The sequence below is a fragment of the Nitratireductor sp. ZSWI3 genome, assembly GCF_024655565.1.
Classification (GTDB): Bacteria; Pseudomonadota; Alphaproteobacteria; order Rhizobiales; family Rhizobiaceae; genus Nitratireductor.
In genome coordinates this window covers 1-12,532 of record NZ_JANKOF010000122.1, presented here as the reverse complement: position 1 = coordinate 12,532, position 12,532 = coordinate 1, and the positions used below count along the sequence as shown (strand labels likewise).

The following is a 12,532-nucleotide window of genomic DNA, read 5'->3' as shown; positions in this document are numbered from 1 at the left end:
CTCCGGTTCCGCCGCACCGACCTTGCGCAGCACCACTGCCACCATCACCGCCGTCAGGAGGGCGATCCCGGCGCAGATCAGCGCCGCCAGGACGAGGCCCTGCGAGAAGGCGGCCTGGGCGGCCTGCGTCAGCCGCCAGCCCAGATCGGCCGACAGGCCCTCGGCCGCGATCAGCGCGCCGCCCAGCGTGTCATGCGCGGGAGCCGTGAGCTCCGCCGGCAGGCCGTCCGGCGTCGACCGGCTCATGCCCGTGCGGTAGACGGCCGTCACCACGCTGCCCAGGACGGCGATGCCGAGGGCTCCGCCGAGCTCGGTGCAGGTTTCGGAGATGGCGGAGGCGGCACCCGCCCGCTCGGGCGTCACCATGCCGACCACGAAGTCCGTCGTCAGCGTGAAGACCGGCGCCAGGCCCAGGGAGAAGAGGGCGAAGGCGGCGATCGTGCCTATGAGGTCCCCGGCCGCGGCGGCCCAGGCGACGCTGGCGAAGCCGGCGGCGGCGACCAGAAGGCCGGCGGCCATCAGCTGCGGCGGACGGATGCGGCTTGTCATGGCCGGCGTCGCCATGGAGCCGGCGACGAACGCCAGGCCCGACGGCAGCGACCATAACCCCGCTTCGAGCGGCGACAGGCCGAGCACGAGCTGCAGGAACTGGGCGATCAGCAGGAAGGAACCGAAGGCGACGAAGAGCGCCAGCAGGTTGACCAGCAGCGAAACGCTGAAGGGCAGGCGCCGGAACAGGCGGATGTCGATCAGCGGATCGGCGAGCCGCTTCTGGCGCAGGACGAATATCGCGCCGAGGGCCAGGCCGATGGCGATGGCTGCCAGTGCCGTCGTCGAGAAGCCGTGCTCGGCGAAGTGCTTGATGCCGTAGATGATGGCGAGGATGCCCGCCAGCGACAGCAGCGCGCTCAAAATGTCGAGCCGGCCGGCATCCGGATCGCGGAACTCGGGCAGGAGGAACGGCCCGACGATCAAAAGGAGGATCATGATCGGCACGGCGATGAGGAACACCGAGCCCCACCAGAAATAGGCGAGCAGGACGCCGCCGACGAGCGGGCCGATGGCCGCTCCGGCCGAGAAGCTGGCGATCCACACGCCGATGGCGAAGGTACGCTGCTGCGGGTCGTGGAACATGTTGCGCAGCAGCGACAGGGTCGAGGGCGCCAGCGTCGCAGCGGCAAGGCCGAGCAGGGCGCGCGCGGCGATCAGCATGGCGGGCGTGGTCGAGAAGGCGGCCAGGATCGACGCCAGGCCGAAGGCGGTGGCGCCGATCAGGAGCAGCTTGCGCCGGCCGACCCGGTCGCCGAGCGTGCCCATGGTGATGAGCGAGCCGGCGATGAGGAAGCCGTAGATGTCGACGATCCAGAGCAGTTCGGCGCTGGTCGGTTTCAGCGCCGCGCTCAGATGCGGCACGGCCAGGTTGAGAACGGTCAAGTCCATCGAATAGAGCATGCAGGGCAGGGCGAGCACGGCGAGGCCGATCCATTCGCGCCGGCCGGCGCGCCGTGTTTCGGTTGAAGCGGTCATGACGAAATCCTCTCGTCGTTGTCGCGCCCGCCGTGGCGGACGCTCAGATCGGTCGTTGGACCTCGGGTCGAGCAAGCTTGTCTGTCCCGGTCATGGGCTCGTCTTAACGCCGGGACATCGAACGGTGGGAGTGACAAGTGCGTCGGGATTCCGACGGGCTCGCTGATCGAGGCAGGCGCGCAATGTGGCACAGGCCCCCTGTCAGCTTTCCGTCAGGAGGCGGGCGTCTCGCCTTCGATATAGGCGACGGCGCGCAGCTCGATGGTGCCGTAGGCGGCGCAGGGCACCTTGCTGGCGACGGCGATGGCGTCATCGAGATCCCTGGCCTCGATCAGGATGAAGCCCATCAGCTGCTCCTTGGTCTCGGCGTGGGGTCCGTCCATGGTGACCACCTTGCCGCCGCGGCTGCGCAGATAAAGCGCCTCCGAGGTCGACCGCAGGGCATGCGCCACGATCATGTGGCCGGATTTCTGCAGCGTCTCGTCATAGGCGAGGGAGTCTTCGTCCAGCTTGCGCATCTCGTCGGCCGGCAGGGCGTCGAGCGTCGCTTCATTGAGGTAAACCAGGCATACGAATCGCATTGGTCTCTCCTTGGTTGCGCGGCGCCCGATGGCGTCGCTGCTCAAAGGACGCGGCCTTCGACACCCACCCGACAAAATTTTTCGCAAAAACTTTACGAGGCGCGGCTGTCGGCGGAAAGACGGTCGAGATGCTGGCGGATATGGGCCGCCTCGGCGGGCGTGCGGGCAAGCGCGATGGCGCGATCGAAGGCCTCGCGCGCCTCCGCGGCGCGGCCGAGTTCGCTCAGCAATGCACCGCGCACGCCGTGGAAGTAGAAATAGCCCGAGAGGCGCTCGGCCAGCGGCGCGATCAGCTCGAGGGCGGCTTCCGGCCCGCGCGTCTTGGAAACGGCGACGGAACGGTTGAGGGTGATCACGGGCGAGGGCTGGAGGCGCTCGAGCATCTGGTAGAGAAGGTCGATCTCGATCCAGTCGGTCTCTTCGGGCGTTGCCGCGCGGGCATGCAGGGCGGCGATCGCCGCCTGGAGCTGATAGGGGCCGGGCTGGCGGTGGCGGAGTGCCTTTTCGACGAGGACCAGCCCCTCGTCGATCAGGTGCCGGTTCCACAGGGTGCGGTCCTGGTCCTCGAGGAGCACCGGATTGCCGTCCGCGTCGGCACGGGCGGCGCTGCGGGCGTGCTGGAGGATCATCAGGGCGAGCAGCCCCATGATCTCGGGCTCGGCCGGAAACAGGCGCAAGAGAAGCCGCGCCAGGCGGATCGCCTCGTCGCACAGGGAGGCGCGCACCACGCTGTCGCCGCTGGTCGCCGAATAGCCTTCGTTGAAGACGAGGTAGAGCATGGCCGCCACCGCGCCCAGCCGCTCGGCGCGCTCGGCCGCATCGGGTGCGGCAAAGGGCACGTTCGCCTCGGCGACACGGCGCTTGGCGCGGGTGATGCGTTGCTCCATGGCCTTCTCGCCGACCAGAAAGGCGCTGGCGATCTCGCGCACGGTGAGGCCGGAGACGATGCGCAGGGCCAGCGCCACCTGCTGCGTGGCCGGCAGGTCCGGATGGCAGCAGACGAACATCAGCCGCAGGATGTCGTCGCGATAATGGGCGTCGTCCAGCCGTTCGGCCATGTCGGCCTCGACGTCGTCCAGGTTGGAGATGCGATCTTCCGGCGGCAGTTCCGTGTTGCGGCTGTCGCGCCGCACATGATCGAGCGCCGCATTGCGCCCGACAAAGATCAGCCAGGCGGCGGGATCGCGCGGCGGGCCCTTCAGCGGCCAGTTCTTCATGGCGCGCAGGCAGGCTTCCTGAAAGGCTTCCTCGGCCCGGTCGAGATCGCGGAAATAGCGCAAGAGAGCGCCCATCGCCTGCGGACGGGCGCCGACCAGCGTCGTTTCGATCCAGGCCAGGTCGGTCATGGTGCGAGGACTTCCTTTCCCGAAAGGGTGCCTTCCTTGAAGATGCGCATCGGACGGATCTCGAATGTGACGCTTTCGCCCTGCTTCATGCGCTTGGCGAAATCGATGACCTCTTCGAGACTGTCGCAATCGACCACGTAGAAGCCGAGGAGCTGTTCCTTGGTCTCGGCAAAGGGGCCGTCGAACACCACCGGCTCGTCGCCGGCGGCTCCGCGTATGGTCGTGGCGGCGGAGGTGGGAACGAGGCGGATCGCCGGGCCCATGCGGCCCTTGTCGACCAGTTCCTGCTGGACGCGATGGCGCTTGGCGAGCACGGCATCGTCCTCGGCCTTGGACCAGGACATCACGACGTCTTCGTCGTGATAGCAGAGGATGGCGTAGAGCATTCCGGTTCCTTTCATGACTGGAAGACGCCGGAGCTTGCCGCAATCCGACAGCCGGCGTCGAGAGTTTTCTGCCAAAGGGCCGTAAACCCCCGAACCGCACCATCCACCAAAATATTGCGAAGAAAACTTTCTCCCGGCGCGCAATCCTGATAGCTGGAAACCGCGTCACAAACCGAGGGCCAGCCATGTTCGCCAACACTTTTCCCGACCGCGCGTTGATTGCCGAAACCGTGGCCAAGATGCTGCTCGAGATCAAGGCGGTGCACTTTCGCGCCGACGAGCCCTACACCTTCACTTCCGGACTGGCGAGCCCGGTCTATATCGACTGCCGGAAGCTGATCTCCTATCCGCGCATCCGCTCCGGCGTGATCGATTTCGCCGCGTCCGTGGTGCTGCGCGATGCCGGTTTCGAGAAGTTCGACGCGGTGGCGGGCGGTGAGACGGCGGGCATTCCCTTCGCGGCGTGGCTTTCCGACCGGCTTGCCCTGCCGATGCTCTATGTGCGCAAGAAGCCGAAAGGGTTCGGCCGCGACGCGCAGATCGAAGGCAATCTGAAGGAAGGCGCCCGGCTGCTCCTGGTGGAAGACCTGACCACGGACGGGGGCAGCAAGCTGAAATTCGCCGAGGCGATCCGCCGCGCCGGCGCCGAGGTAACCGACACTTTCGCCGTCTTCTACTACGGCATCTTCCCCGACACGCCGAAGCGCCTCGAGGATGCCGGCATGCGGCTCCACTACCTCACCACCTGGTGGGATGTGCTGGCGGTGGCCCGCAAGGAAAAGCTGTTCGACGACAAGACGCTCGGCGAGGTGGAGAAATTCCTCAACGCCCCGCTCGACTGGTCGGCGGCGAATGGCGGCATTTCGGCCCTCGGCTGAATTCTCGCGCCATCACAACGACAAACCCGGCCGGAGGAGGGAACTTCCGGCCGGGCTCTTTCCGCTTTCCCGGGAACGCGGGTACTGAGCGGAAAGAAGGCTCGGGCACGGCGACACCCCATCGGGGAAGGCGCGCCGTGTCCCGGCATCGCTCCACGGTCTAGTTAGCGCTCGCCACCGGTGCGACAAGGGGCGTGATGCGGCGCAGCGCCACCCGGCGGTTCTCCCGTTCCCGCTCCTGCGTGTCGATCTTCAGGTAGCGTTCGCCATAACCCTGGGTCACCAGGTTCTCCGGCGGGATGCCGAAGACATCGGTGAGCGCGCGGGCCACGGATTCGGCACGCCTGTCGGACAGGGCGAGGTTGGCGAGGTCAGAACCCACCGCATCCGTGTGGCCTTCGATCAGGAAGGTCTCCGCCGGGTTCTCCTGAAGCATCCGCTCGATGGCGGCGGCGATCGCCTCCAGTTCGTCGATCTCGCTCTCCTCGATCTCGGCCGAGCCGAAGGCGAACTCGATCGTGTCGAGGTCGATGCGGCGCACCATGTCGCGGACACGGGCCGAACGCTTCACCTCGTCCAGCGAATAGATGCGGCGCACCGGCTCGACCGGCGGCTGCTCCAGGAAGGTGTAGTAGCGGTCGGGATCCTCGACGCTTTCGGCTTCCAGGATGTATTCGCTGACCGGGATCGTCAGGCGCAGAGGCGGCAGGTCTTCTGCCGGGTCGTGCCATTCGTCGATCATGTCGAGGCGCTCGTCGGGAACGAAGACGAGGATCTGCTCGGTCCCGTCGGGGGCGATCCGCACACGGCGGACAACGTCGCCGAAGCGGTTGCGCACGGTGATGATGCGCACGCCGTCCGGCCGCACGACCACCTCGCGTACGCGCTCGCGCGGCAGCTGCTCGTAATAGACCTCGTCGTCGTCGAGGATGAGCCGGTCACTGTCGGGACTCTCCACATAGATCTGGTTGTTGATCTCGATGATGGTGCGATTGTCGTTGAACTCCCGGACGACCTCGGCGCCCTCGGGCCGCACGAGCAGCTCGCGTCGGCGCTGGAGGCGCTCCTCGCGTGTCGTGCCCATCTCGATCCGCTCGCCTTCCTGGCTGAGGATGTTCTGCAGCTCGGTTCGCAGGGTCTCGGCATCGATGACCTCGGTCTGGGCGTCCGCGTCGGTTTCGGGCGGCGGAGCGGCTGCGCCCTCCGGTGCCGGCTCTGCATCTGCAGGCGCGGTTTCTTCAGGAGCCGCCTCGCCCTGTGCAGGAGCGGTCTCTTCCTGCGCAGGAGCGGTCTCCTCTTGTGCAGGAGCGGCCTCCTCGCCGGCCCCTTCCTTCTGGCTGTCGAGCACCGGCGCGGCATTCTCGGGCTGCGCCTCCTCGCCGGCCTCGGCCGGCTGCTCAGGCTGCTGCTCATCCTGCGCGGGCTGCTCGGCGGGTTGCTCGTCCTGAGCCGGTGTTTCGGCAGGCGCTGCGCCCTCGGGCCTGGGGGCGGGCTCGGGAACCGGTGCAGGCTCTTCGGCCGGCGCCGTCTCGGCCGGAGCCTCGGGCTCGGGTTCGTCTGCAGCGGGCGCTTCATCCGGCTGCTGTCCGGCCGGGGGAGCTTCTTGCGCCGGAGCCTCCGGAGCGGGTTCCTCGGCTGCCGGCGGTTCGGCTGCCGGTGCTTCCTCCGCCGCGGGCGGCTCGCTGGGCTGCTCCTGTTGTCCCGGATCTATGGCAGGCCGTTCCTGCCTGGGTGCCGGAGCAGGTTCGGGCGCTGCCGGCGCTTCCGGTGCAGGCGCGGGTTCCTCCGCAGCGGGCGGAGCCGGTTCCGGTTCCGGCTCGGGCTCGGGCTGGGGCTCGGGTTCCGGCTCGGGCGCAGCTCTCGGTTCGGGCTCGGGTGCCCTTTGCTCCTCGGCGGGAGCCTCCTGCCGCATCTGCGACTCAGGAGCGGCCTCGGGTGCAGGCTCCTGCGCGCGGGGCTCCTCGGGGGCGGGGGTCGGTTCAGGTGCGGGTGCTTCCGCGTCGGGCTGTCGCTGCCCGTTGCCGCGCGGCTCGGCAGGCGCTTCGCGGCCTCCCTGCTCGCCGCCCTGACGCCTTCTCAATAGCTCTTGCCAGGCTTCGTCAGACATGCCTTCCGGCTTTTCCGCCTGCGCCAGGACCTGGCCGCGCTCCTGTGCCGCGGCGGGCATGGGCGCGAGCGCCATCGGCGCTGCTGCCAGGAGCAGCCCGAGGGCCGTGGTCGTCAGGATGCGCTTTTGCGTGGTCATTGGTTTCTCCTCGATCGGGACGTCCCATCGGCGCTTCAACAGGCAAGGGGGCACATGGTTCCGCCCTCCGGCGATTTGAAACCAGGACGTGCAGAACCATGCCGGAGGCGGGGCAAAGCTGTGGCAAGAATGCGTCGGAGAAGATGCTTGACGCGCCGGCGCCGGCGCGCGAAAGCTCCGGCATGACGGAACCTTTCTGGAAAACCAAGTCGCTTGCCGCCATGACCGAGGCGGAGTGGGAATCCCTCTGCGACGGCTGCGGCAAATGCTGCCTTGCCAAACTCGAGGACGAGGATACGGGCGAGATCCACTGGACCAGCGTCGGCTGCCGCCTGTTCGATCCGGAGGCCTGCCGCTGCCGGGATTACGACAACCGCTTGGCGCGCGTTGCCGATTGCGTGCGGCTGACGCCGCAGAACGTGACGACGATCAGCTGGCTGCCGTCCACCTGCGCCTACAGGCTGGTGGCGGAAGGGCGCGACCTCTTCTGGTGGCATCCGCTCGTCTCCGGCGACCCGGAGACCGTGCACGAGGCGGGAGCATCGATGCTCGGCCGCGTCGAGGCGATCGAGGACGAACTCGACGAGCCCGAGGACTATTTCCCTTACATATTGCACGAGGAACCATAAGCTTCTGCGCGGCTTATTCCCGAACCCGTCAGCAAGGAACCGATGAACATGTCTGAGCAGGAAACCCGGGCGCTGGTGACGCGCTATCTCGAGGCCTTCAATGCCGGCGATCATGAGGCGATGCTGGCCCTGGTCGGCGAGGAGGTTGCGCACGACCCGTTCGACGCCGAGCGCGAGATCGGCCGCGACAAGCTGCGCTGGCGGCTCGGGCTGTTCGCCAGGCATTTCGACGAGCGGCTCGCCGACATCGCGGTGATGGTGGCCCCCGGCGGCGTGCGGGCAGCGGCGGAGTTCACCATTCGCGGCACCTATCGGGCGACGGCGGACGGCTTGCCGCAGGCCACAGGGCAGTCCTACGTCCTGCCGGGCGGCCTGTTCTTCGAGGTCGACGACGGATCGATCACTCGTATCAGCGCCTATCGCAACCCGGCGACCTGGCGGTCGGCGCTCGGCCGCGACGGGTGAATGCCGCATGAACAATCCGTTCTCGAACGGTTCAGGAGCAGAATGACAAGGTGCTCTTCATCGCAGGAGGCGTTCCTGCCCAAACGAGGAGAGCATCATGTTCCACAAGATCAAAATGGCTGGCCTTTCGGCTCTGATCGGACTGGGGACGCTGGCGTCCATCCCGAGCGCCGCGCAGGCGGACAGTCTCTATTTCGGCTTCGGCATCGGTTCGCCGTCCCGCGACTATGTGCATGGCGAGAGCTATCGCTGGCACCGTGCGGAGCGCCCCGGCCGCCACTACCGCAGTTGCTCGCCGCAGCACGCGCTGCGCAAGGCCGAGCGCTTCGGCATGCGTCGGGCCCGCATCGTCGATGTCAATCGCCGCGTGATCCGCGTCGCCGGTCGCATGAACCATCACCGCGCGCGCATGGTGTTCGCCCGCCAGCCCGGCTGCCCGGTGATCCGCTGATCGTTCCAGGACACGCCCCACAGACAAAAAAAGCCGCCGGTTCGCACCGGCGGCTTTTTTTGTTCGGCAGCGCGGCGGCCGGAGCGGCTCGCCGGCCGACCGCTTACTGATCGAGACCGAAGGTCACGGTGACCTGGACGCGATAGGTGTTCTCGCCGGCTTCGACCGGAACCGCATCGGAGGCCGCCTCGGCGCGCAGCATCTTGCCCGCATAGGGCATGGGCGGCTGACGGAAGGTCTGTTCGGAGATCTGCATCACCTTGCCGAGCGTGACGCCGGAGGCTTCGGCGAGGGTCTTCGCCTTGTCCATGGCGTCGGCGACGGCCCGTTTGCGGGCTTCCGTCAGCGTTGCGGAAGGATCGTCGTTGGTGAAGGTGAGGCCGCCGCCCTGGTTGACGCCGAGCGTCACGGAGCGATCGAGAACGGTTCCCACCTTGTCGAGGTCGCGGATGCGGACGGTGAGCGCGTTGGAGACCTCGTAGCCGACGATGCGCGGGCTCTTCTCCCCATTCTTCTCGTCCGGATAGATGTAGCGCGGGTTGATGGAGAGGCCGCCGGTCTGCAGATCGCGCGCCTCGATGCCGTCTTCCTTCATCGCGGCGATCACCGAGGCCATCGCCTCGTTGTTGGCATCGAGCGCCTCGCGCGCCGTTTCGCCTTCGCGCAGCACCGCCAGGGTGAGGACGGCCATGTCGGGGCTGACGGCGGCTTCGCCTTCGCCGGTGACGACGATTTTCGGAGCGGACTCCTCGGCGATCGCCGGCACCGCCGCGATCAGCGAGGCGGCAAGGGCGGGAATGGCGAGGACGGCCGGAATCGATTTGGTCATGGAAAATCTCCTTTCATAGCATCCGGTTCGCGCTGTATCGGGGGATTGTGGGACGATTGCGGCGAGGTGTCTTGTGCCGCGGCGAAAAAGCAACTAATCCATCGCTCACCGGGCCTGTAGCTCAATTGGTTAGAGCCGGCGGCTCATAACCGCTTGGTTGGGGGTTCGAGTCCCTCCGGGCCCACCAATAAAATCCAATAAAGTATTGGATTTTTCCCGGTTATTCGTGAAATACTAAGCTACTAGGCCGAACTTTAAGTCTAGATATTTTCAGTTCGTGAGAATCACCAAGACCTCAATGTAACGGCTTGAATCCGATTCCTGCAAGCCACTGGCTCACTATCCACGAGCCGGGTTTCGCGGGGCATCACGACCATGTTGCGACCGCTGGCCTTGGCCCTGTAGAGGGCGATGTCGGCCCGGCGCATCAGCTTTGACATGCTCTCACCGGCATCGTGCATGACGGCGCCGATGCTCACGGAAAGCGGATGGCGGACATCGGGTATCGGCCTGAAATCGAGCTGCTCGACGCCGGCGCGCAGCCGCTCGGCGACGACGACGGCTTCCCAGCGTTCGGTGGAGGGGAGGAAGACGCAGAACTCCTCGCCACCGACCCTGCCCAGCACGTCCGTGTCGCGGACGGACCGGCTGATGGCGCCGGCGATCAGGCGCAGCGCCTCGTCTCCCACCAGATGCCCGTGGGTGTCGTTGATGGTCTTGAAATGGTCGGCATCGATCAGGAGCAGCGCACCGGCATCGCTCCTGCGGCGCAACCCGCCGGTCCGCTCGAAGAAGGTCTCCCGGTTGAGGAAGCCGGTCAGATGGTCGCGCGAGACCTTATGCGTCAGCTCCGCATTGACCTGCTTCAGTTCAGCCGCGGCGGCGCGCAGACGGTGTTGCTGGCGAAACAGGAGATAGGCTACCGGAAACCCCATGGCGGCGGGCATCAGCACATCGAGAACGAAGACGAAGAAGGGATAGGGCCGGCCGGTGGCCATGCTGATGGCGAACTCGATCAGCACCGTGCCGACGACCGCGGCGAACGTGACCAATGCAGCTTTTTGTGTGACGCTCCACACCCCGGCAACTCTTCAGTCGTGAACGCAAACATTGCGTCTACGCCTAAAATCTTAACAATCCGGTTGCCTGGCCGAAAATCCGGACGAGGACGCCTCCCCATCCGGCAGAATTCTTCGCAAAGAGTCGATGCTACAGCGCCGTGCGTCCACCTGGATGCACGGCGCTGGAAGTCTTTGAATCTGCGCATTGTGCTTTCCGAAAACCGATTCCGATTTTCGGGCCGACGCGCTAGCGCTTTATCACCCGGGCGAGGGCGATCAGGATGCAGGCGCCGATGAAGCCGGCTATGAGGTAGCCGATCCAGCCGGTCAGCGCGACACCGAAGAAGCCAAGCAACGCATTGGCGACGATCGCCCCGACGATGCCGAGAACGACATTCAGCACCAGGCCGTTGTTGGTTTTCATGAACTGCTCGGCGAGCCAGCCCGCGATACCGCCGATGATGATGGCTGCAAGCCAGCCCACTCCTGCTGAACCCATGATGGCCTCCTGTGACGTTGCCGCGCCGATGAAACCACGAGTGGAAACGATCGGCAAGCAACGCGACGCCCGGCGTGTGGAGAACCTGCCGACGCTGCGAGGCCGTCTTTATTGCTATTGCTGCGTCAGCCGGTAGCCCGCGGCGGGCGCTCGCGGGGCGGGCGCGGCACGGACGATGCTGCCCGTGTAATAGGAGCTGTTGCCGGACGAGGTGGTTCTGGTGGTCTCTGCCTCGGTGTTCGCCATGGGCTGCATATGCGTGCATCCCAGCAGAACGAAGGGCAGCAGTGCCGTCAGGGCGCAGGCGAGGGGATTGCGCATGAGGATCTCCGTGATGCTGATCCTTCAAGCATATTCGCGGCCTCGTCATCGGAGCAAAATGGCTCATCGGCAGATGGCGACGTTCTTGCGGACATGCGCCTAAAGCGAATTGATGGAGGGCTCATCTTGCCGGCTGAATGTTTCTCCATCGGCCAAATACTTTCGATGCGGCCTTGCAATTGCCCTCCGGCATGACCATATGGTTTCCATCGGTCGCCGATCGGCGCGGAAGGTCCTGCAAGATATGCGGTGAGGTTCCCCGAAAGCGGCCGTATTTGACCTGGAAGACGCGGCTGCGACCATGGATGTACCGGCGCTCCGAACTGTCCCAGGAACGAAGGAAAGCGGGCTAGGCCCGCTTTTTTTGTGTCCTTCCTCCATCTGCGGGCAACGCGTCAGGCGACGAGTTTCTTCGGACGGGCGGATACAACCCGGTTGCGCCCTCTTCGCTTGGCTTCGTAGAGACACAGGTCCGCTTCGCGCATCAACTGCGAAGCGGTGCGCTCTCCATCGGCCATGGCGATGCCGAGGCTGACGGAGAGCAGCCGGCGCTCCCCGGGCCGCGGTTCGAACAGGATGCGCTCGACCGCCGCGCGCAGCCGTTCGGCGATGAGGATCGCCTCGTCCCGCGTTGCCGCCGGCAGGAAGGCGCAGAACTCCTCTCCGCCGATCCGCCCTGTCATGTCCTGCGCACGCACGGCGTGCTGAATGGCGTCGGCGATGAGCTTGAGCGCCCGGTCGCCGGTCTGATGCCCATAGGTGTCGTTGACCGATTTGAAGTGATCGGCGTCGATCAGCAGGAGAGCCCCCGAATCGGTTTTTCGGCGGACGGTCTTCAGCCGCTCGAAGAACGCTTCACGGTTGAGGAAGCCCGTCATCTGGTCGTGCGTGGCGCGCTGCTCGAGCCGGCGATGCGCCTCTTCGAGCGCCGTCAGCGCACCGCGCAGCCTGTCATTCTGCCAGAAGATGTAGAGGCCGGCCGGAAAGGCGGTGCACAACGGCAGAACCGAATTCATCAGCATGACGAAGCCGGTGAACGGCTCGTCGTAGAGCCATCGAACGGACAACGAGATCAACTGGCCGACGAGAATGACGCCCAGAGTGAGCAAGGCGGCGTTGAAAACAATCTTCCACAAAGCACCGATCCAACACTTTCAGCCGTCCCCCGGCTGCACGGATAACGCGAGAATGTTAACAAGGGGAAACATTTTGGATCTAAATTTTCCCTATGGTGAACCTGGACCCGGATCGGCGATGAGCGGACGGCGGACGCCGTTTCATCATATGGCAAGGCCCCGCCGGCGGACCGGCGGG

The 12,532-nt window shown here is 66.0% G+C and carries 14 protein-coding genes and 1 tRNA gene; 5 read left to right on the top strand and 10 right to left on the bottom strand.

Annotated elements, in window-relative coordinates; translation table 11 throughout:
• The 4 genes from NUU27_RS23175 to NUU27_RS23160 form a co-directional block, all read right to left on the bottom strand.
• Window positions 1-1,527, bottom strand: a 1,527-nt coding sequence (locus NUU27_RS23175) for an MFS transporter (RefSeq protein WP_257764667.1), incomplete at its 3' end; no start/stop codon positions are given.
• A gap of 212 nt (window positions 1,528-1,739) precedes the next feature.
• Entirely contained in the window at window positions 1,740-2,108 is a 369-nt protein-coding gene (locus NUU27_RS23170) for a YciI family protein (protein ID WP_257764666.1), read from the bottom strand.
• Between the two features lie 92 nt (window positions 2,109-2,200).
• The gene (locus NUU27_RS23165; protein ID WP_257764665.1) at window positions 2,201-3,454 is read right to left on the bottom strand and encodes an RNA polymerase sigma factor; all 1,254 of its coding nucleotides are present in this window, start codon (window positions 3,452-3,454) and stop codon (window positions 2,201-2,203) included.
• Window positions 3,451-3,840: a YciI family protein gene (locus NUU27_RS23160; RefSeq protein ID WP_257764664.1), complete on the bottom strand. Its 390-nt coding sequence runs from the start codon at window positions 3,838-3,840 to the stop codon at window positions 3,451-3,453. Before NUU27_RS23160 ends, NUU27_RS23165 begins: the two co-directional genes overlap by 4 nt.
• A gap of 185 nt (window positions 3,841-4,025) precedes the next feature.
• Between NUU27_RS23160 and NUU27_RS23155 the strand changes: the two genes are divergently transcribed.
• Window positions 4,026-4,718 carry an orotate phosphoribosyltransferase gene (locus tag NUU27_RS23155; RefSeq protein ID WP_257764663.1) on the top strand — a complete coding sequence of 231 codons (693 nt, stop codon included), beginning with the start codon at window positions 4,026-4,028 and terminating at the stop codon, window positions 4,716-4,718.
• Between the two features lie 160 nt (window positions 4,719-4,878).
• Here NUU27_RS23155 and NUU27_RS23150 read toward each other — a convergent pair whose 3' ends face one another.
• Window positions 4,879-6,963 carry an OmpA family protein gene (locus NUU27_RS23150; protein WP_257764662.1) on the bottom strand — a complete coding sequence of 695 codons (2,085 nt, stop codon included), beginning with the start codon at window positions 6,961-6,963 and terminating at the stop codon, window positions 4,879-4,881.
• A gap of 182 nt (window positions 6,964-7,145) precedes the next feature.
• Here NUU27_RS23150 and NUU27_RS23145 point away from each other — a divergent pair, with 182 nt between their 5' ends.
• The 3 genes from NUU27_RS23145 to NUU27_RS23135 all read left to right on the top strand — a co-directional run bounded on the left by NUU27_RS23145 (window position 7,146) and on the right by NUU27_RS23135 (window position 8,508).
• Window positions 7,146-7,592: a YcgN family cysteine cluster protein gene (locus tag NUU27_RS23145; RefSeq protein WP_257764668.1), complete on the top strand. Its 447-nt coding sequence runs from the start codon at window positions 7,146-7,148 to the stop codon at window positions 7,590-7,592.
• 48 nt (window positions 7,593-7,640) lie between these two features.
• A complete protein-coding gene (locus NUU27_RS23140; RefSeq protein ID WP_257764661.1) occupies window positions 7,641-8,057 on the top strand; it encodes a ketosteroid isomerase-related protein in 417 nt (138 codons plus the stop codon).
• A 97-nt stretch (window positions 8,058-8,154) separates the two neighbouring features.
• Window positions 8,155-8,508, top strand: coding sequence for a hypothetical protein (locus tag NUU27_RS23135; RefSeq protein ID WP_257764660.1), 354 nt, complete (start codon window positions 8,155-8,157; stop codon window positions 8,506-8,508).
• Window positions 8,509-8,611: 103 nt separating this feature from the next.
• On the opposite strand, the gene NUU27_RS23130 is transcribed toward NUU27_RS23135, so the two are convergent.
• Window positions 8,612-9,337, bottom strand: a complete 726-nt coding sequence (locus NUU27_RS23130) for an SIMPL domain-containing protein (protein ID WP_257764659.1) — start codon at window positions 9,335-9,337, stop codon at window positions 8,612-8,614.
• A 110-nt stretch (window positions 9,338-9,447) separates the two neighbouring features.
• On the opposite strand from NUU27_RS23130, the gene NUU27_RS23125 reads away from it, so the two are divergent.
• Window positions 9,448-9,524: transfer RNA gene (locus NUU27_RS23125), tRNA-Ile, on the top strand.
• Window positions 9,525-9,621: 97 nt separating this feature from the next.
• On the opposite strand, the gene NUU27_RS23120 is transcribed toward NUU27_RS23125, so the two are convergent.
• The 4 genes from NUU27_RS23120 to NUU27_RS23105 all read right to left on the bottom strand — a co-directional run bounded on the left by NUU27_RS23120 (window position 9,622) and on the right by NUU27_RS23105 (window position 12,354).
• Window positions 9,622-10,389: a GGDEF domain-containing protein gene (locus tag NUU27_RS23120; protein ID WP_257764658.1), complete on the bottom strand. Its 768-nt coding sequence runs from the start codon at window positions 10,387-10,389 to the stop codon at window positions 9,622-9,624.
• A 256-nt stretch (window positions 10,390-10,645) separates the two neighbouring features.
• On the bottom strand, window positions 10,646-10,897 hold the full coding sequence (locus NUU27_RS23115; RefSeq protein WP_257764657.1) for a GlsB/YeaQ/YmgE family stress response membrane protein: 252 nt from the start codon (window positions 10,895-10,897) through the stop codon (window positions 10,646-10,648).
• A gap of 114 nt (window positions 10,898-11,011) precedes the next feature.
• Window positions 11,012-11,218, bottom strand: coding sequence for a hypothetical protein (locus NUU27_RS23110; protein ID WP_257764656.1), 207 nt, complete (start codon window positions 11,216-11,218; stop codon window positions 11,012-11,014).
• Window positions 11,219-11,613: 395 nt separating this feature from the next.
• Window positions 11,614-12,354, bottom strand: coding sequence for a GGDEF domain-containing protein (locus NUU27_RS23105; protein WP_257764655.1), 741 nt, complete (start codon window positions 12,352-12,354; stop codon window positions 11,614-11,616).
• Between the last annotated feature and the right edge of the window lie 178 nt (window positions 12,355-12,532).

Coding starts and splice junctions, on each gene's coding strand:
- NUU27_RS23140 (WP_257764661.1), top strand. CDS start 7,641: ATGTCTGAGCAGGAAACCCGGGCGCTGGTGACGCGCTATCTCGAGGCC.
- NUU27_RS23155 (WP_257764663.1), top strand. CDS start 4,026: ATGTTCGCCAACACTTTTCCCGACCGCGCGTTGATTGCCGAAACCGTG.
- NUU27_RS23165 (WP_257764665.1), bottom strand. CDS start 3,454: ATGACCGACCTGGCCTGGATCGAAACGACGCTGGTCGGCGCCCGTCCG.
- NUU27_RS23130 (WP_257764659.1), bottom strand. CDS start 9,337: ATGACCAAATCGATTCCGGCCGTCCTCGCCATTCCCGCCCTTGCCGCC.
- NUU27_RS23160 (WP_257764664.1), bottom strand. CDS start 3,840: ATGCTCTACGCCATCCTCTGCTATCACGACGAAGACGTCGTGATGTCC.
- NUU27_RS23170 (WP_257764666.1), bottom strand. CDS start 2,108: ATGCGATTCGTATGCCTGGTTTACCTCAATGAAGCGACGCTCGACGCC.
- NUU27_RS23145 (WP_257764668.1), top strand. CDS start 7,146: ATGACGGAACCTTTCTGGAAAACCAAGTCGCTTGCCGCCATGACCGAG.
- NUU27_RS23110 (WP_257764656.1), bottom strand. CDS start 11,218: ATGCGCAATCCCCTCGCCTGCGCCCTGACGGCACTGCTGCCCTTCGTT.
- NUU27_RS23115 (WP_257764657.1), bottom strand. CDS start 10,897: ATGGGTTCAGCAGGAGTGGGCTGGCTTGCAGCCATCATCATCGGCGGT.
- NUU27_RS23150 (WP_257764662.1), bottom strand. CDS start 6,963: ATGACCACGCAAAAGCGCATCCTGACGACCACGGCCCTCGGGCTGCTC.
- NUU27_RS23135 (WP_257764660.1), top strand. CDS start 8,155: ATGTTCCACAAGATCAAAATGGCTGGCCTTTCGGCTCTGATCGGACTG.